Origin of the sequence: Polynucleobacter parvulilacunae, assembly GCF_018881715.1 — a bacterium.
In the GTDB taxonomy this organism is placed as follows: Bacteria; Pseudomonadota; Gammaproteobacteria; order Burkholderiales; family Burkholderiaceae; genus Polynucleobacter; species Polynucleobacter parvulilacunae.
Genome location: NZ_JACVPW010000002.1, coordinates 126,986 through 141,637, shown reverse-complemented (window position 1 = coordinate 141,637; position 14,652 = coordinate 126,986). Strand labels below are relative to the sequence as shown.

The following is a 14,652-nucleotide window of genomic DNA, read 5'->3' as shown; positions in this document are numbered from 1 at the left end:
CGATATGAGCTATTGATTGTTGCGCCAGATCTCGGGGGTAATGGTGACTTGGCCATGATCGGATGAAACGTAGGCTTCACCATCTTGAATATTCACATGGAGAACCATGCTGCGCTCAACCAGCTTATTGAGTTCCTCAGCTTGCTCAGCCGGAATGGATATCACTTGCAAGTTGCGTGCACGAGTCAGTTTGTTGGCGATGCCATCCCACCAGATTTTGCTAGTGTGGCCGCCATAACAATAGACAATGACTTGATCAGCGCGACCGCAGGCTTTTAAAATGCGGCGCTCGTCTGGTTGACCAATTTCAATCCACAGTTTGATTGCATCCGTGAGGTCTTTGATCCAAAGGTCGGGCTCATCGGTATCGCTCAAGCCCTTGGTAAATACTAAATCCTCATGGGCCTGCAGCGCAAAGGCGATGATGCGAATCATCATGCGCTGCTCAGTTTCTGAGGGATGTTTGGCAATGGTTAGGGAGTGACTGCCATAGTAATGACGGTCAGAATCTGCGACATGAAGGTCGGCTTTGTGGATAGTTGCGTGTAGAGCCATGACGCATTATCGCCTTTATGCCCAACTATCTAGTGCCAACTGCTCCTGCCTCCAGTATTAACCAGTATTATTTGGCTTATGGCCCTGCATATTGTCTTTAAGGGGCCTGCGAAAGCCTCAATTTACTGTGTATCGTAGAAACCCATGATCCGTATTACCGAACTGCGTTTACCGATTGACCATGCTCCCGAAGCTGTGGAGGCGGCGATTCTGAAGCGCCTTAATTTGACCTCTAAAGACTTGATTCAATTTCAGGTCTTTAAGCGTAGTTATGATGCCCGCAAGAATGTCGCTTTGTCGTTTATTTATACAGTCGATTTATCAGTTAAGAATGAAGAAGTTTTTCTGAAGAAGTTTGCTGGGGATGTTCATATCAGACCATCTCCAGATACGAGTTATCACTTTGTTGCCAAAGCACCTGAATCAATAATTGATGGCAAAGCACTACGACCAGTTGTCGTTGGGTTTGGCCCATGTGGAATTTTTGCAGCCTTGGTCTTGGCGCAAATGGGATTCAAGCCGATTGTTCTTGAGCGTGGCAAAAAAGTACGTGAGCGTACTCAAGATACTTGGGGCTTATGGCGTAAAAACGTACTCAATCCAGAATCCAATGTGCAATTTGGTGAGGGTGGTGCTGGAACGTTTTCAGACGGGAAGCTATATAGCCAAATCAAAGATCCCAAGTTCTATGGGCGCAAAGTCATTAACGAGTTTGTTAAAGCAGGTGCCCCAGAAGAAATCACTTACGTAGCTAAACCCCATATTGGTACATTCCGCTTGGTGGGCGTCGTTGAAAAAATACGCCAAGAAATTATTGACCTTGGCGGAGAGATTCGGTTCACACAAAAAGTGATTGGCTTTGATATTGAGAATGAGCAAATTACCGGGGTCAAAATAGAGGGTCAGCCAGACCTTCCGGCCAGCCATGTGATCTTGGCGCTTGGGCACAGTGCGCGCGATACCTTTGAAGCCTTGCATCATGCTGGTGTCTATATGGAAGCGAAGCCATTTTCTGTTGGCTTTCGTATTGAGCATCCCCAATCGCTGATTGATAAAGCACGCTTAGGCCCTCATGCTGGTAATGAACTCATTGGCGCAGCAGATTACAAATTAGTGCATCACGCCAAGAATGGTCGTGCGGTTTACAGTTTTTGCATGTGTCCAGGCGGCACAGTAGTAGCCGCTACCTCAGAGCCCAATCGCGTTGTAACTAATGGCATGAGCCAATATTCTCGTAATGAGCGTAATGCGAATGCAGGCATCGTGGTTGGTATTACGCCAGAGGACTATCCAGGCGGTCCACTTGCAGGTATTGAGTTCCAAAGGGCAATTGAGTCCAAGGCTTTTGAATTGGGTGGCAGAACATACGAAGCTCCCGGTCAGCTCATCGGTGATTTCTTAGAAGGCAAACCTTCCACTGAGTTTGGTAGCGTTCTGCCTTCATATAAGCCCGGTGTTCATTTAACGGATCTTGCAGAAAGCTTGCCTGCTTATGCGATCGAAGCGATACGGGAAGCGATCCCAGCATTTGAAAAGCAAATTAAAGGCTTTTCCATGAAAGACGCTGTCTTAACAGGCGTTGAGACTCGTACATCTTCTCCTTTGCGTATTACACGTGGTGCTAATTACCAGAGTCTGAATATCAAAGGCCTCTATCCGGCAGGTGAGGGCGCCGGATATGCGGGTGGAATTTTGTCTGCAGGGGTTGATGGGATTAAAGTGGCGGAAGCGGTAGCGCTAGACTATTTATCAAAGCAAATTCCATCAAGAACTCTATGAACTCAGTAGTAAATCATTCAATAGCGGAAGAAAAAGAAGCTTTATTTCATCCGGAGCTGCTGAAGAAGTTTGATATTAATGGGCCGCGTTATACATCCTACCCAAGCGCTGATCGTTTTCATGGACACTTTTCTGAAGTAGATTACTTGGGTGCGCTCAAGCGTGTTGCCAAAGCAAACGAACCCCTTTCTTTATATTTTCATTTGCCGTTTTGCCCCAATATTTGTTACTACTGTGGCTGTAATAAGATCATCACCAAAGATCATGGACGCAGTGCTAAATACATCAAGTACCTTGCTAAAGAGATGGCGATGGTTACCAAGGCTATGGGTGCTCAGCAAAAGATTCCGGTAACCCAGCTGCATTGGGGTGGTGGTACACCGACCTTTCTCTCGCATGAAGAAATGACGGAGTTGATGTATCACACTCGCGAGCATTTTGATTTATTGCCTGGCGGTGAATATTCGATTGAGATTGATCCACGACGCGTGACTGAGCAGGATATTGCGCTCTTGGCGGATCTGGGCTTTAACCGTATTAGCTTGGGTGTGCAGGATTTCAATTTGGCAGTGCAAGAGGCGGTTCATCGCGTACAAACCATTGAAGAGACTCAAGCGGTAATGGATTGGTCTCGAAAGTACGGATTTAAATCACGCAGTGTCGATTTAATCTACGGTCTACCAAAGCAAACGCCGGAGACATTTAAAGAAACGGTAGATGCAGTGCTGGCCATGAATCCAGACCGACTCTCGGTATATAACTATGCGCATTTGCCGCATATCTTTAAACCGCAACGTCGGATTGCTGAGGCTGACTTACCAGCTGCTGCGGATAAGTTGGATATTCTTTCCAATACTATTGCGCGTTTAGGTGAGGCTGGCTATGTCTTTATTGGCATGGATCATTTTGCTAAGCCTGATGATGAATTAGCAATCGCCCAGAAGGAGGGGAAGCTTCATCGTAATTTCCAGGGCTACTCCACTCAAGCAGAGTGTGACCTATTGGCTTTTGGAATTTCTTCTATCGGCAAAGTGGATGATTGCTACTCCCAAAATGTTCGAACCCTAGATGAATACTATGATGCGCTCGATTCCGGTCACTTACCAGTATTGCGTGGTTTGCAACTCGACAAAGACGATCTTTTGCGTCGTGAGCTCATCGGCGAGTTAATGTGCCAATTTGCTTTGGACACTAAGGCTTTCGCAGCATCGCATCAAATCGACTTCTCGACCTACTTTAAAACTGAGATAGAGGAACTAAAGCATTTGGAAGAAGCAGGGCTATTAGACTGGGAGGGCGAGAGTATTTTGGTGCCCACCAAGGGCCGCCTACTTGCAAGGCGGGTAGCAATGACCTTTGATCGACATCTCCGTGAATCCCAGGCCAAAGGCACGTATTCGAAGGTTCTGTAAGGGTAAAGCATTAGCAATTTGATCTAGATCAAATAAGCCTCAAAACACTGTTGCTTTTTAGCAAACAAAAAACGCCCAGGTGCTTTCGATTTGATTTACATCAAATTGCCCCATGCGCATCAATTCGAAAATGATTTCATCGAAATTGATAACAAAAGGGAAACCATCATGCGTATTAAGACACTCGTAGCGGCAATGGCTGCAGTAGCATCCTTAGCCCCAATTGCGGCTCAAGCCCAGGCAGAAGACAATCCTTGGATGGTGCGTGTACGCGCAGTAGATTTGTTATTTCAGAATGGTCAAACCAGCACTGTTGCAGATCTCAATGTAAAAGCTAAAAATCAAGTTATTCCTGAGTTTGATGTTTCTTACTTCTTTACCAAAAATATTGCTGCAGAATTAGTACTAACCTGGCCACAGCAAGTAAATATTACCGCGGGTTCTGGTAACACCAATGTTGGAAAAATCAGTGCATTACCTCCTTCATTGCTAGCTCAGTATCACTTTACTGAGCTAGGCGCATTTAAGCCTTACGTTGGTCTTGGTGTTAATTACACTATTTTCGGAAATCGCCAAAATTTCCCAGCATTGGGCAATTCTGTTCAAGTTGACCAAAATAGCGTAGGTGTAGTTGGTCAAATCGGTGCGGACTACATGTTTGATAAAAATTGGGGTCTGAATTTAGATGTGAAATATGCAACTATGAGCACTAATGTGACCACAGTTCAAGGCGGCACAAATCTCGGCAAGTTGACATTGAACCCATGGATGCCAGCGGTTGGTGTGACTTACAAGTTCTAAGAATTCAGTTCTTAGGTCTTGAGATAGAGCCCCTTAGGGGCTCTATTTTTTTGTCTTCACTGCTTCGTCTTGTTGCACTAAATCATCAATAAGCTTTTCAAAGGCAGCTTCATTAAAAGATAGATTGTCAAAGCGTTGCAGGGCAGAGTGGGTAGGCGGTTCTGTTCTACGCTTAGCGTACTGATCCCAGTGAGCCAGTTTCCATTCATCTCTAGGGTCGGCACGTTTTTCCATCCGCCTTCTAGCTTCTGATTCTTCTAGGTCAATCCAGGCAATCTGAATGGTGGTTTGAAGCGGAACGCCTAGCTTTTGCGGATCAAACATCCTGCCGCTCTGGATTTCTTTAGAGAAAGGCCCAACTAGAATGACATTTACCCCTAAGAGCAAATTTTCTCTAGCAATATCAATGAGGCCTTGATACTCCCAATCACGGAGGTTTTCGAGATAGAAGGGGCTGTCTCGGTCGTTTGGGTTCTGGGTAGTCAGTTTCATGACATGGGCACTAAAGGCGCCATAGGCAGTATCTTTATCTAGGAAGAAAAAATCTTCCCCCGTCTTTTCAATAATCAAAGGCAAGGCCCTCTTAGCCAGGGTGGACTTCCCGGTGCCAGCATGCCCTGCAAATAGGATGAGGTGGGGCGCAGAAGGGATTAATTTGCAAATCATAGGTACTTAGTCTCGCAGATATTGGCGAAAATATCTCCTCTTTTAGGGAAGTGACGATAATGTCGCCATGGCTTTAATCGTACTCACTGATGCAAAACTGGCTTTTGGCCACGTTGACCTCCTCGCAAACACGGCTTTTTCACTCGAATCGGGTGAGCGTGTTGGCCTAATTGGCCGTAATGGCACTGGCAAATCTTCTTTATTGAAGATATTGGCTGGCATAGAAAAAATGGATGATGGTCTGCTGCAATATCAGCAAGGCTTGCGCATTGCCTATGTCCCTCAGGAGCCTATTTTTGAAGCCGAAGAAACGATCTTTGATGCAGTCTCTAAGGGGGTTGCACAAGCGAAGGCCTTGCGTGAGGAATATGAGGCCCTTAGCGTAGGCGAATGGGATGACGCATCTCATCACCGCTTGGACGAAGTGCAGTCCCAATTAGAGGCCCTAAGCGGCTGGAATTGGGAGCAACGCGTTCATGAAACTTTGGATCGCTTGCATCTAGAAGCTGACCTGAAGATTAATACGCTCTCTGGCGGTACAAAGAAAAGGGTTGCCCTAGCGCGTGCTCTAGTCGAAATGCCCGATGTCCTTTTGCTGGATGAGCCAACCAACCATTTGGATTTGGATTCGATTGCTTGGTTAGAAGAGTTGCTCAAGGAATATCAAGGCTCGGTCATTCTCATTACCCATGATCGTGCCTTCTTAGATAACGTCTGTACACAGATTGTGGAGCTAGATCGCGGCATCCTGCGTAGCTATCCAGGCAACTTCACGCAATACGAAGTATTAAAGGAGCAAGAGCTCAATTCTGAGTCTTTAGCCAATGCTCGTGCAGATAAATTGCTAGCGCAGGAAGAAGTTTGGATTCGTAAGGGTGTGGAAGCACGCCGAACTCGAAGTGTTGCCAGAATTGCCCGCCTAGAAAAGTTACGTAGTAGCCGTGCTGAGCGCAGAGACGCGATGGGGCAGGTCAAGCTGGCTGTTTCTGCTGGCGATCGCAGTGGCAAGATTGTGGCTGATTTGCAAAACGTCAGCAAAACCTATGATCGTCCGATTGTGAAGGATTTCACTGCGACGATTTTGCGCGGTGACAAGGTAGGTTTGCTTGGCCCTAACGGTGCCGGTAAGACAACCTTGCTCAAATTGATTCTGGGAACAATTGCACCAGACTCTGGTAGTGCAACCATGGGCACTCGCATCGAGGTAGCTTACTTCGATCAAATGCGTGAAGGCTTAGATCTCAATGCCTCACTCGAAGATTACATCAGCCCTGGTAGCGAATGGATTGAAATCAATGGCAATAAAAAACACGTTAAGAGTTATTTAAGTGATTTCTTATTTGCGCCTGAGAGAACCAATTCTCCAGTAAGCACTTTGTCTGGTGGTGAGCGCAATCGTTTGCTATTGGCTCGCTTATTCGCTCGTCCTGCCAACGTATTGGTCTTAGATGAGCCAACCAATGACTTGGACATCGATACCCTGGACTTGCTTGAACAGCTCCTGCAAGACTACAAGGGTACTGTCTTCCTGGTAAGTCATGACCGTTACTTCTTGGATAACGTCGTCACCAGCATCATTGCTAATGAAGGTGATGGTTTCTGGCGCGAATACGAAGGTGGCTATGAAGATTGGAAAATTCAGAAGGCGCGCTCAGACAAAATACGAGCATCTAATGCTAAGTCTGGCGACAAGGTAGAGACCAAAGCAGAATCTAAAGCAGATGCCAAGACCGAGGCTAAGGTAGAGGCGAAGCCCGCAGCCAAAAGTGGAGTGCAAAAACTCAATGGCAAAGAGCGTCAAGAACTTGAGGCTTTGCCATTGCAAATAGAAGTGCTGGAAACAGAGCAGGCCGATATTGGTATTGCGATGAGTAATCCAGATTTATATAAAAATGAGCCAGAGTTGGCGGCCAGTATGCAGGCACGCCTTAGTGAGATTACTGCTGATTTAGATCAAAAGCTGCAGCGTTGGGAGCGGCTATTGAGTCGTTCAGAATCCTAATTAGTTGCGAGCTGAATTACTTTAAGCGAGCCCGCAACTGAGCGATTTCATCGAGCAGTTCAAGCGCTAGAGCAACACCTGGCACATTCAGCTCAAGATCGTGCGTTAGGTGCGCGGCAGTTTTTGCTCTTCTCAAAGAATCGCCACTGAAGCGCCAATCTTGAGGGGACGATCCTGCTGGGCTCAGCACTCCTTCGGATACCCAAGTCATGATGAGATCTTCAGGTGTACGCGAAGCGTGCGAGAGTTCCACAATGGTCATGTGCACTTCATTCTCAACAACTTCACCTTCAATCCAAGTGATATTTGTTTGTGTCATATCGATCATCCCTTCAAGTGAGTTCTAGGGTTGAAATCAAAAGCCTTTTCAAAGGCTTGATAAGCTTCCTTGTGTGCATCAGAGTCAGCCGGCGGGAGAGCAATAGAAGGCACAACATAAAGATCGCCAGCTTCTTTGCTTGGAATACCTTTGCCTTTGAGGCGCATCTTGCGACCTGCTACCGTTCCCGCTGGAATCTTTAATTCCAAAGTGCTGCCGGCAGGGGTAGGAACATTGACGGTCGTACCCAGTGCAGCCTCCCATGGTGCTAAAGGAATATCAATGAAGACATCCTTGCCTTCAACGCGGTAAATCGCATTTGGGTGGAAATCAATTTCTAAATAGAGGTCACCAGCAGGGCCTTCGCCCACACCAGGGCCGCCTTGACCAGAAAGCCGCAGATTTTGTCCTGCCTTAATGCCTTTAGGGATGCTGACATCAAGCTTACGTTCTTGTGTGCTGACATGACCGCTAGCATCCTGCACTGGCATATGCAATGCGATCGTACGTTTGGCTCCATTGTAGGCATCGGCTAGATCAATCAAAATTTTAGCGTGATGATCTTGACCTTTAAAGTTCATGCCCTGGCGAGTATTGCCACCACGTCCACCTTGACGATGCTTGCCTCTACCGAAAAGGGATTCAAAGAATTCACTTTGATCACCCTCAAAGCTGCCACCATAACCTGGGTTAGCACCACCAAAGCCACCATCAGAATATTCAAAGCCTTCATTCCAATTTGGGGGAGGGGTAAAGTCTTGTCCGTTCTTCCAGTTTTCACCAAAGCGATCATAGGCGGCGCGTTTCTCGGTATCTTTTAAAACGGCATAAGCCTCGCCGACTTGCTTAAATTGCTCTTCAGCACCAGCTTCTTTGTTTACATCCGGATGGTATTTGCGAGCAAGTTTGCGATAGGCTGCTTTGATCTCAGCTTCAGTAGCGCCGCGAGCAACGCCAAGAGTTTCGTAGTAATCCTTAAATTTCATAAGCCTGTTTCAGTTTGGTTTCTATCTGGGTTGAGCTAATAGGATTTATTCTACAGTTCTCTTAGCTCATTACCCCAATTTGCCAGGGAACAAATTCATAGTTGCCCAAGCCCAGGAGCTCGCTTTTAGAGGCTTCGCCCGAGGCTGTGCGCAGGAATAACTCAAAAATCCTTTGACCCATCCCCTGAACCGAGACGGTGCCATCCAAAATTTCCCCACAATTGATATCCATGTCTTCGGTAAGACGTTGATACATAGGGGTATTGGTGGCTAACTTGATGCAAGGGGCCGGCTTAGAGCCAAACATGGAGCCCCGACCGGTGGTGAAGGCAATGAGGTTGGCACCTCCGGCGATCTGGCCAGTGGCAGACACGGGATCAAATCCTGGAGTATCCATGAATACAAAACCTTTGGTATTCACTGGTTCTGCATATTTGTACACTTCCATCAATGGCCCTGTACCACCCTTCATTGAGGAGCCTAATGATTTCTCAAAAATATTGGCTAGACCGCCGATTTGATTTCCAGGACTTACTTGGCCATTAATTTGGACGTCTCTGCCAACGGAGTATTCATCTTTCCACCAACGAATACGCTTGATGAGTTTCTCACCCACCGCTTTATTTACAGCTCGGCGGGTAAGGGTATGTTCAACGCCGTAGATCTCAGGCGTTTCCGAAAGTATTCCTGTGCCACCATGACGAGACAAGATATCAATTGCCGCACCTAAGGCAGGATTTGCTGTGATGGAGGAAAAACCATCTGAGCCACCGCATTGCAAGCCAACGCACAGGTGGCTAGCAGAAACTGTTTCACGTTTTGCTTTATTGGCCTCTGGAAGTAGCGCCTTGACTGCCTCAATTCCCGCTTCAATAGTTTTGCGCGTGCCGCCAGATTCTTGCATGATGAAGGTATGAAGATTGGTGCCCGCAACCAAGTCTTCTTGTTCCATCAAACCTTTGAGTTGATTGCGTTCGCAACCAAGGCCAACAATGAGGGCGGCTGCTAGGTTGGGGTGGCGTGCATAGCCTGCCATAGTCCGTCGCAGTAACTCCATAGGCTCACCACTCATTTCCATGCCGCAACCGATGTCGTGACTAAATGCCACTACACCATCGACATTGGGGAAATCTTTGAGTCGTTCTGGGGTAAACCAATCCGCAATTCGATTAACAACAGTTGCTGAACAGTTTACGGTGGAAAGTATGCCAATAAAATTACGCGTTCCTACTTTTCCATTGGGTCTGACATAGCCTTGGAAAGTGGCGCGTTCGGACTCTGGTAATAATGGAGTTGGTTTGTATTCGCTTGCGTAAGCATAGTCACGATCAAACTCCCGAAACTCAGTATTGTGACTATGAACCATAGTGCCAGCCTCGATATCCGTATTGGCAAAACCTACTATCACGTTATATTTGAGGATGGGTTCACCCTTAAGAATTTTCTTGGCGGCAATCTTATAGCCAGCAGGCACTTGACTGCGGCTTGTGAAATTCTCGCTTGGGACCTCAGCACCAATGGCTACATCTACTCTGGCAACCACAATGTTGTCATTCGGGTGGAGTCGAATAATTGGGCCAGCGAGTTTTTTTTCAGAAGTTTCAATCATGATCTTAAAGATTTAAGGGCGATAATTGATCGTATGCTTAGGTGAGGCAATATTTAATGACTCAAGTCAAAAATCAGCACTTCTGCATCTAGGCCATTGCTGATTTCAAGCTTGGATTCATTGTCAATTAGCAGGGCGTCTCCACCATTGAGCGCATTGCCATTAATGGTGAGCGCCCCCTTGATGAGGTGAGCATAGTATTTTCTCTTTGGATCCAGATCAATTGCTGCAGATTGAGGGCCATTGAAGAGTCCGGCGTATACCTTGGCATCCGCATGAATTTTGACGGCACCATTTTTTCCCTCGGGGGAGGCAATAAGACGCAACTTCCCATCCTTTTCGATTACCGGAATGGTTTTTTGCTCATAGTCTGGGGCTATCTCTAAAACATTGGGCTCAATCCAGATTTGCAAAAAATGAGTGGTTTGATCTTTGGCGTGATTGAACTCGCTATGAGTTACTCCGCTGCCTGCGCTCATGCGCTGAACATCTCCAGGAGGAATCCCTTTGACATTCCCCATGCTGTCTTCATGCGCCAATTCACCCGAGAGAACGTAGCTAATAATTTCCATATTACGATGGCCATGTTTGCCAAAACCCATCCCCGCAGCAACTCGATCCTCGTTAATTACCCGGAGGTTCCCCCAGCCCATAAAACGCGGGTCATGGTAGCCAGCAAAAGAGAATGAGTGAAAGCTTTTAAGCCAGCCGTGGTCAGCATAGCCTCGTTCTTGGGATTTTCTGATAGTAATCATGGTTTAAGAGTGTTAAAAAGCTAATTAAAAGAATATGAATAAGCACATTATCATTAGCTTTGTCCAAAATTGCTGATCGGTAGAGTATGGCAAGTTTTAAAGAAAATGTTAAAGAAACCTTTCTAGGCCTCTCGGAGAGTATTCAAGAGGGGTGGACGGATTTCACCCAGTTTTTGCAAGAGACTTGGCCGATATTGATTTTCCTAATAGTGCTTTTGTTGGGTATCGGGATTTATGCGGATCCGCCGCCCCCAAATCATGTAATGATGGCAACCGGAACGGTTGGTAGTTCCAATGAAATTCTCGGCAAAGAGTATGCGGAGTACTTTGCCAAAAAAGGCATTACCCTGGAGCTGGTTCCTACAAATGGAGCACAAGAAAATATAGATCGCTTATCTGATCGTAATGATCCTTTGCAAGCTGCATTTGTGCAGGCAGGGGTTGTATCAACTAATGACGTCACGGGCATCCATTCCCTTGGTGTCATTGCTTATGATCCAATCTGGTTTTTTTATCGAGGTCCAGAATTAAATTCAAAAGAGTTTCAGGCGGTAGATAGCAAATTTAAGTACTTCCTTAATAAAAAAATCTCCATCGGTCTTAAGGGCAGTGGAACGTACGCGCAGGCCATCAGACTTCTTCATTTATCAGGCTTTGATCCTGGAGTTAATTTTGTAAATCTTCCCGGGGGTAAAGCGGTTGACGCTCTGGAGAAGGGTGAGATTGATGGTGTCTTTATGGTTGATACCTTCTATTCGTCCAATGTTCAAGCCTTATTAAAGAATCCTAATTTAAATATCGCTACATTTGGGCGGGCTGGCGCTTATACAAAATTGATACCTTATCTCACAGTTTTAAAAGTGCCTGAGGGCGCATTTGATTTAAAGCGCAACTTCCCTAATCAGGATATTGAATTGTTAGCTACGACCACCAATCTGTTGATTGATGATCGTATGCATCCGGCCATTCAGTTTTTATTTCTAGAGGCTGCAAGAGAGATCAATGGTAAGGCGACTTTTTTCGCCGAGCGTGGAGAGTTCCCATCGTTCAAAAATACAATGCTTCCAGAAAGCCCCATTGCAATTCAATATGAAAAGAACAGAAGTCCTTTTATGGTCACTTTACTTTCGCACCTGCCATTTTGGCTTGCTGAGTTGGTAAACCATATTGTATTTATTGTTCTGCCGTTTTTAATCATCTCCTATCCTCTTTTGCAAGCATTGCCGAGCTTTCGTAGAAGGAGGATGCAAAACAAAATTAATCGCTTATATAGTGCCTTAAAGTCCTTGGAACAAGAGTTGTTAAATGGCTTTGATGATCAACAGCGTGATGAGTATCTGAAGAGGCTTAATGCACTTGAGAATCAGGCCTTAAATATCAAAATCTCGAAAGGCCTGTCCAGTGATTACTATGCTTTGCGAACCAGTATTGATTACGTACGTAGCTGTTTAAATAGGGGTGAACACCCCTATCAATTCGATATGGGTGTTGACCCAGATTTATTAAGTGCTACTCGCTCTCCCCGCCTCTACTAGGGAACTTAAAGGACGCGTAGCGTACTACGGCATTGGCTAACGCAAGTATGAGGATGGTCAAGCCCATATAGAGAATGGGCAAGTCTGCCTCATGCTTGGTATTGACTAAGTCAATAATGAGGCGAGTGACTGCAGTGATCGCTACGTAGATCAAAAAGCGTACCGGCATATGGTTGGTTTTGAAGTAAATACCAACCATTGCACCAATTTCTAGATAGATAAAAAGCAAGAGCAGATCTTCAATCGATGCAGATCCCTTGTGTACCATTCCGAGAAAGGCAACGGCTGCTGACCATACGGTTGCAGCACCAATTCCAAAAAGCGCAATTCGATGAAATAAAGAGACAAACAAGTTACCAATCGGAACAGTCCATTTTTCAATGGCATCCTCCAGCTTTGATGCGTCTTTTGGTGAGGTAGGGGTCATATTCATAAAGCCTCCAGTTTTTATTTATTCTGCACAGTATAGGTATCTATAGTGGCATATAAACAAAAAAAGAGGCACTCAGGCCCCTTTTTTTTGAAGTGTTGACTTAGGTCAACCCAAGCTATCTGCCCAAATATTGTGAGCCCAACCCCAGGCATATACGCCCTCTAAGGTAGAGGGCGCTGGAGAGAGGCCTCCCGATCCCGGAACTGGCTTGAAGGTTTTTTCGGCAGCAATGTACTGGTGGACGCTAGCGACGTGAACCACTTCTCGGTCATTTACAAAGCTATAGCAGGTGTTGGTGAGTACGGGGGCAGGATTTACTTCCCAGCCACTGAGTTCTGCCACGATTGCTGCAGCTGCCACTTTGGCATGTTGGTTAGCCATATGACCAGACTTGGGCATTGCGTATGCCACCTGAATCGAGTCTCCTAAAACATGAATATCTTTTTGTGCAGTGGATTCGAAGTTTAGGAAATTGACGTTGACCCAACGACCATTAGAGTTCGCTAGTCCAGTTTTGATAGCAATTTCACCTGCGCTCATTTGCGGCAAGACATTAAGGACATCTGCCTTCACGTCGTCCTCAACTTCGAGTTTGAGGGTTTTTGTTTTGGCGTCAACACCTACGACATTGCTTTTTGGACGGTACTCAATAATTCCGGCGTACTGTTCAGCCCACACCTTTTTAAATAGTGCGCCCTTGGATGTGATATCTTGATTGGCATCCAGAATAAGTACTTTACCGGTAGGATTGTGTTGCTTAAGGTAGTTCGCTACTTGACAGGCACGCTCATAAGGGCCTGGAGGGCAGCGGTAAGGGGCCTCAGGAATGCTAATTGCAAAAGTACCACCTGCGCGCATAGCAGCTATTTGCTTATGTAGTGCAACTGTTTCTGGCCCAGCCTTCCATGCTTGCAAAGTCACACCATCCTTATTGGCTTGAGCAAGACCTTCAACGCTCTTAAAGTTGAGTGATACACCAGGTGACACCACGGCCTTGTCGTAACGCAACGTTTTTCCAGAGGCTAACTTAACGGTTTTCTTGTCTGGATCAATGCTAGCAACGCTGTCTTGAATAATCTTGATGCCATGACGTTTGCTAAGGGTGTCATAAGGAGAGGTAATTTCCGCTAAGCTACGTGATCCACCAATGACTAAGTTGGACATTGGGCAGGAAATAAAAGATGTGTTGGGTTCAATCAGAGTGACGTTTGCGGTGTTATTTGAAAATAGGCGTAAATATTTGGCGGCTGTAGCACCACCATATCCACCGCCAATAACGAGGATTTCTGCTTTTTGTAAGTTAGCTCGTGCTTGACCTGAGAAGCCTGCAAGTAAACCGAGGGCAGCTGCGCTGTTCCCAATAAAGTGTCTACGATCCATGATGTGCTTCCTTATTGTTTCTTGCCAAGTTGATTGGCGATAGTTTCGAGTTGCTCGTCTGTGTAGCCCTTGGCTAATTGCGGCATGATGGTGCCTTCGCGTGCGCCAGATTTAAATGCTTTCAGTTGAGTGAGCATTTGTTCGCTGGTGAGATTGTTGATCAATGGCATGCTGCCATTAACAACGCCTTTACCATCAGTTCCGTGACAGTTTGCGCAAGTGGCAGCTAGACCACGTTTGTATAAATTGCTTGCATCGGCATTTTGGGCAAGAGCGCTTCCGCTCCAATAACTTATGCCAATAAGAATTGACAATAAGGCTGCGGGTTTCAAAAACTGTGCTCGCATAAAATCTGTCTCCGTTCAGAATAGTTCTGGGTAATAAATTACATATTGCTTTGCTAGCATCTTAATCAAGAAT

General features: G+C 46.0%; 14 protein-coding genes. 5 read left to right on the top strand and 9 right to left on the bottom strand.

Translation table 11 applies throughout. The annotated features are described in order from the left end of the window. Window positions 1–9 precede the first annotated feature (9 nt). A complete protein-coding gene (locus ICN18_RS05980; RefSeq protein WP_216189607.1) occupies window positions 10–555 on the bottom strand; it encodes a YaeQ family protein in 546 nt (181 codons plus the stop codon). A gap of 144 nt (window positions 556–699) precedes the next feature. Here ICN18_RS05980 and ICN18_RS05975 point away from each other — a divergent pair, with 144 nt between their 5' ends. From ICN18_RS05975 to ICN18_RS05965, 3 genes are all read left to right on the top strand, one after another. After that, window positions 700–2,334: an NAD(P)/FAD-dependent oxidoreductase gene (locus ICN18_RS05975; protein WP_216189606.1), complete on the top strand. Its 1,635-nt coding sequence runs from the start codon at window positions 700–702 to the stop codon at window positions 2,332–2,334. After that, window positions 2,331–3,746, top strand: a complete 1,416-nt coding sequence (gene hemN / locus ICN18_RS05970; RefSeq protein ID WP_216189605.1) for an oxygen-independent coproporphyrinogen III oxidase — start codon at window positions 2,331–2,333, stop codon at window positions 3,744–3,746. The genes ICN18_RS05975 and hemN overlap by 4 nt, the downstream gene beginning before the upstream one ends. Window positions 3,747–3,914: 168 nt before the next feature. Continuing rightward, window positions 3,915–4,547, top strand: coding sequence for an OmpW/AlkL family protein (locus ICN18_RS05965; protein WP_216189604.1), 633 nt, complete (start codon window positions 3,915–3,917; stop codon window positions 4,545–4,547). A 42-nt stretch (window positions 4,548–4,589) separates the two neighbouring features. Here the strand turns inward: ICN18_RS05965 and ICN18_RS05960 are convergent, their stop codons facing one another. Further along, complete coding sequence (locus ICN18_RS05960) at window positions 4,590–5,213, bottom strand: P-loop nucleotide/nucleoside kinase family protein (protein WP_216189603.1); 624 nt, start codon at window positions 5,211–5,213, stop codon at window positions 4,590–4,592. 67 nt (window positions 5,214–5,280) lie between these two features. Between ICN18_RS05960 and ICN18_RS05955 the strand changes: the two genes are divergently transcribed. Then, the gene (locus tag ICN18_RS05955) at window positions 5,281–7,215 is read left to right on the top strand and encodes an ATP-binding cassette domain-containing protein (protein WP_216189602.1); all 1,935 of its coding nucleotides are present in this window, start codon (window positions 5,281–5,283) and stop codon (window positions 7,213–7,215) included. A gap of 16 nt (window positions 7,216–7,231) precedes the next feature. Here the strand turns inward: ICN18_RS05955 and ICN18_RS05950 are convergent, their stop codons facing one another. From ICN18_RS05950 to ICN18_RS05935, 4 genes are all read right to left on the bottom strand, one after another. Continuing rightward, a complete protein-coding gene (locus ICN18_RS05950) occupies window positions 7,232–7,534 on the bottom strand; it encodes a chaperone modulator CbpM (RefSeq protein ID WP_216189601.1) in 303 nt (100 codons plus the stop codon). A gap of 5 nt (window positions 7,535–7,539) precedes the next feature. After that, window positions 7,540–8,520 carry a DnaJ C-terminal domain-containing protein gene (locus ICN18_RS05945; protein ID WP_216189600.1) on the bottom strand — a complete coding sequence of 327 codons (981 nt, stop codon included), beginning with the start codon at window positions 8,518–8,520 and terminating at the stop codon, window positions 7,540–7,542. A gap of 61 nt (window positions 8,521–8,581) precedes the next feature. Continuing rightward, complete coding sequence (locus tag ICN18_RS05940) at window positions 8,582–10,129, bottom strand: UxaA family hydrolase (protein WP_216189599.1); 1,548 nt, start codon at window positions 10,127–10,129, stop codon at window positions 8,582–8,584. 53 nt (window positions 10,130–10,182) lie between these two features. Further along, window positions 10,183–10,884: a pirin family protein gene (locus tag ICN18_RS05935; RefSeq protein ID WP_216189598.1), complete on the bottom strand. Its 702-nt coding sequence runs from the start codon at window positions 10,882–10,884 to the stop codon at window positions 10,183–10,185. Between the two features lie 86 nt (window positions 10,885–10,970). Here ICN18_RS05935 and ICN18_RS05930 point away from each other — a divergent pair, with 86 nt between their 5' ends. After that, complete coding sequence (locus ICN18_RS05930; RefSeq protein ID WP_216189597.1) at window positions 10,971–12,419, top strand: TAXI family TRAP transporter solute-binding subunit; 1,449 nt, start codon at window positions 10,971–10,973, stop codon at window positions 12,417–12,419. Here ICN18_RS05930 and ICN18_RS05925 read toward each other — a convergent pair. The 3 genes from ICN18_RS05925 to ICN18_RS05915 all read right to left on the bottom strand — a co-directional run bounded on the left by ICN18_RS05925 (window position 12,394) and on the right by ICN18_RS05915 (window position 14,579). Then, complete coding sequence (locus ICN18_RS05925; protein WP_216189596.1) at window positions 12,394–12,852, bottom strand: phosphate-starvation-inducible protein PsiE; 459 nt, start codon at window positions 12,850–12,852, stop codon at window positions 12,394–12,396. The two genes, ICN18_RS05930 and ICN18_RS05925, sit on opposite strands and share 26 nt — an antisense overlap. A gap of 105 nt (window positions 12,853–12,957) precedes the next feature. Beyond that, a complete protein-coding gene (locus tag ICN18_RS05920; RefSeq protein ID WP_216189595.1) occupies window positions 12,958–14,232 on the bottom strand; it encodes an NAD(P)/FAD-dependent oxidoreductase in 1,275 nt (424 codons plus the stop codon). A gap of 11 nt (window positions 14,233–14,243) precedes the next feature. After that, window positions 14,244–14,579, bottom strand: coding sequence for a c-type cytochrome (locus ICN18_RS05915; protein WP_216189593.1), 336 nt, complete (start codon window positions 14,577–14,579; stop codon window positions 14,244–14,246). Window positions 14,580–14,652 lie beyond the last annotated feature (73 nt).

Coding starts and splice junctions, on each gene's coding strand:
- ICN18_RS05980 (WP_216189607.1), bottom strand. CDS start 555: ATGGCTCTACACGCAACTATCCACAAAGCCGACCTTCATGTCGCAGAT.
- ICN18_RS05975 (WP_216189606.1), top strand. CDS start 700: ATGATCCGTATTACCGAACTGCGTTTACCGATTGACCATGCTCCCGAA.
- hemN (WP_216189605.1), top strand. CDS start 2,331: ATGAACTCAGTAGTAAATCATTCAATAGCGGAAGAAAAAGAAGCTTTA.
- ICN18_RS05965 (WP_216189604.1), top strand. CDS start 3,915: ATGCGTATTAAGACACTCGTAGCGGCAATGGCTGCAGTAGCATCCTTA.
- ICN18_RS05960 (WP_216189603.1), bottom strand. CDS start 5,213: ATGATTTGCAAATTAATCCCTTCTGCGCCCCACCTCATCCTATTTGCA.
- ICN18_RS05955 (WP_216189602.1), top strand. CDS start 5,281: ATGGCTTTAATCGTACTCACTGATGCAAAACTGGCTTTTGGCCACGTT.
- ICN18_RS05950 (WP_216189601.1), bottom strand. CDS start 7,534: ATGACACAAACAAATATCACTTGGATTGAAGGTGAAGTTGTTGAGAAT.
- ICN18_RS05945 (WP_216189600.1), bottom strand. CDS start 8,520: ATGAAATTTAAGGATTACTACGAAACTCTTGGCGTTGCTCGCGGCGCT.
- ICN18_RS05940 (WP_216189599.1), bottom strand. CDS start 10,129: ATGATTGAAACTTCTGAAAAAAAACTCGCTGGCCCAATTATTCGACTC.
- ICN18_RS05935 (WP_216189598.1), bottom strand. CDS start 10,884: ATGATTACTATCAGAAAATCCCAAGAACGAGGCTATGCTGACCACGGC.
- ICN18_RS05930 (WP_216189597.1), top strand. CDS start 10,971: ATGGCAAGTTTTAAAGAAAATGTTAAAGAAACCTTTCTAGGCCTCTCG.
- ICN18_RS05925 (WP_216189596.1), bottom strand. CDS start 12,852: ATGAATATGACCCCTACCTCACCAAAAGACGCATCAAAGCTGGAGGAT.
- ICN18_RS05920 (WP_216189595.1), bottom strand. CDS start 14,232: ATGGATCGTAGACACTTTATTGGGAACAGCGCAGCTGCCCTCGGTTTA.
- ICN18_RS05915 (WP_216189593.1), bottom strand. CDS start 14,579: ATGCGAGCACAGTTTTTGAAACCCGCAGCCTTATTGTCAATTCTTATT.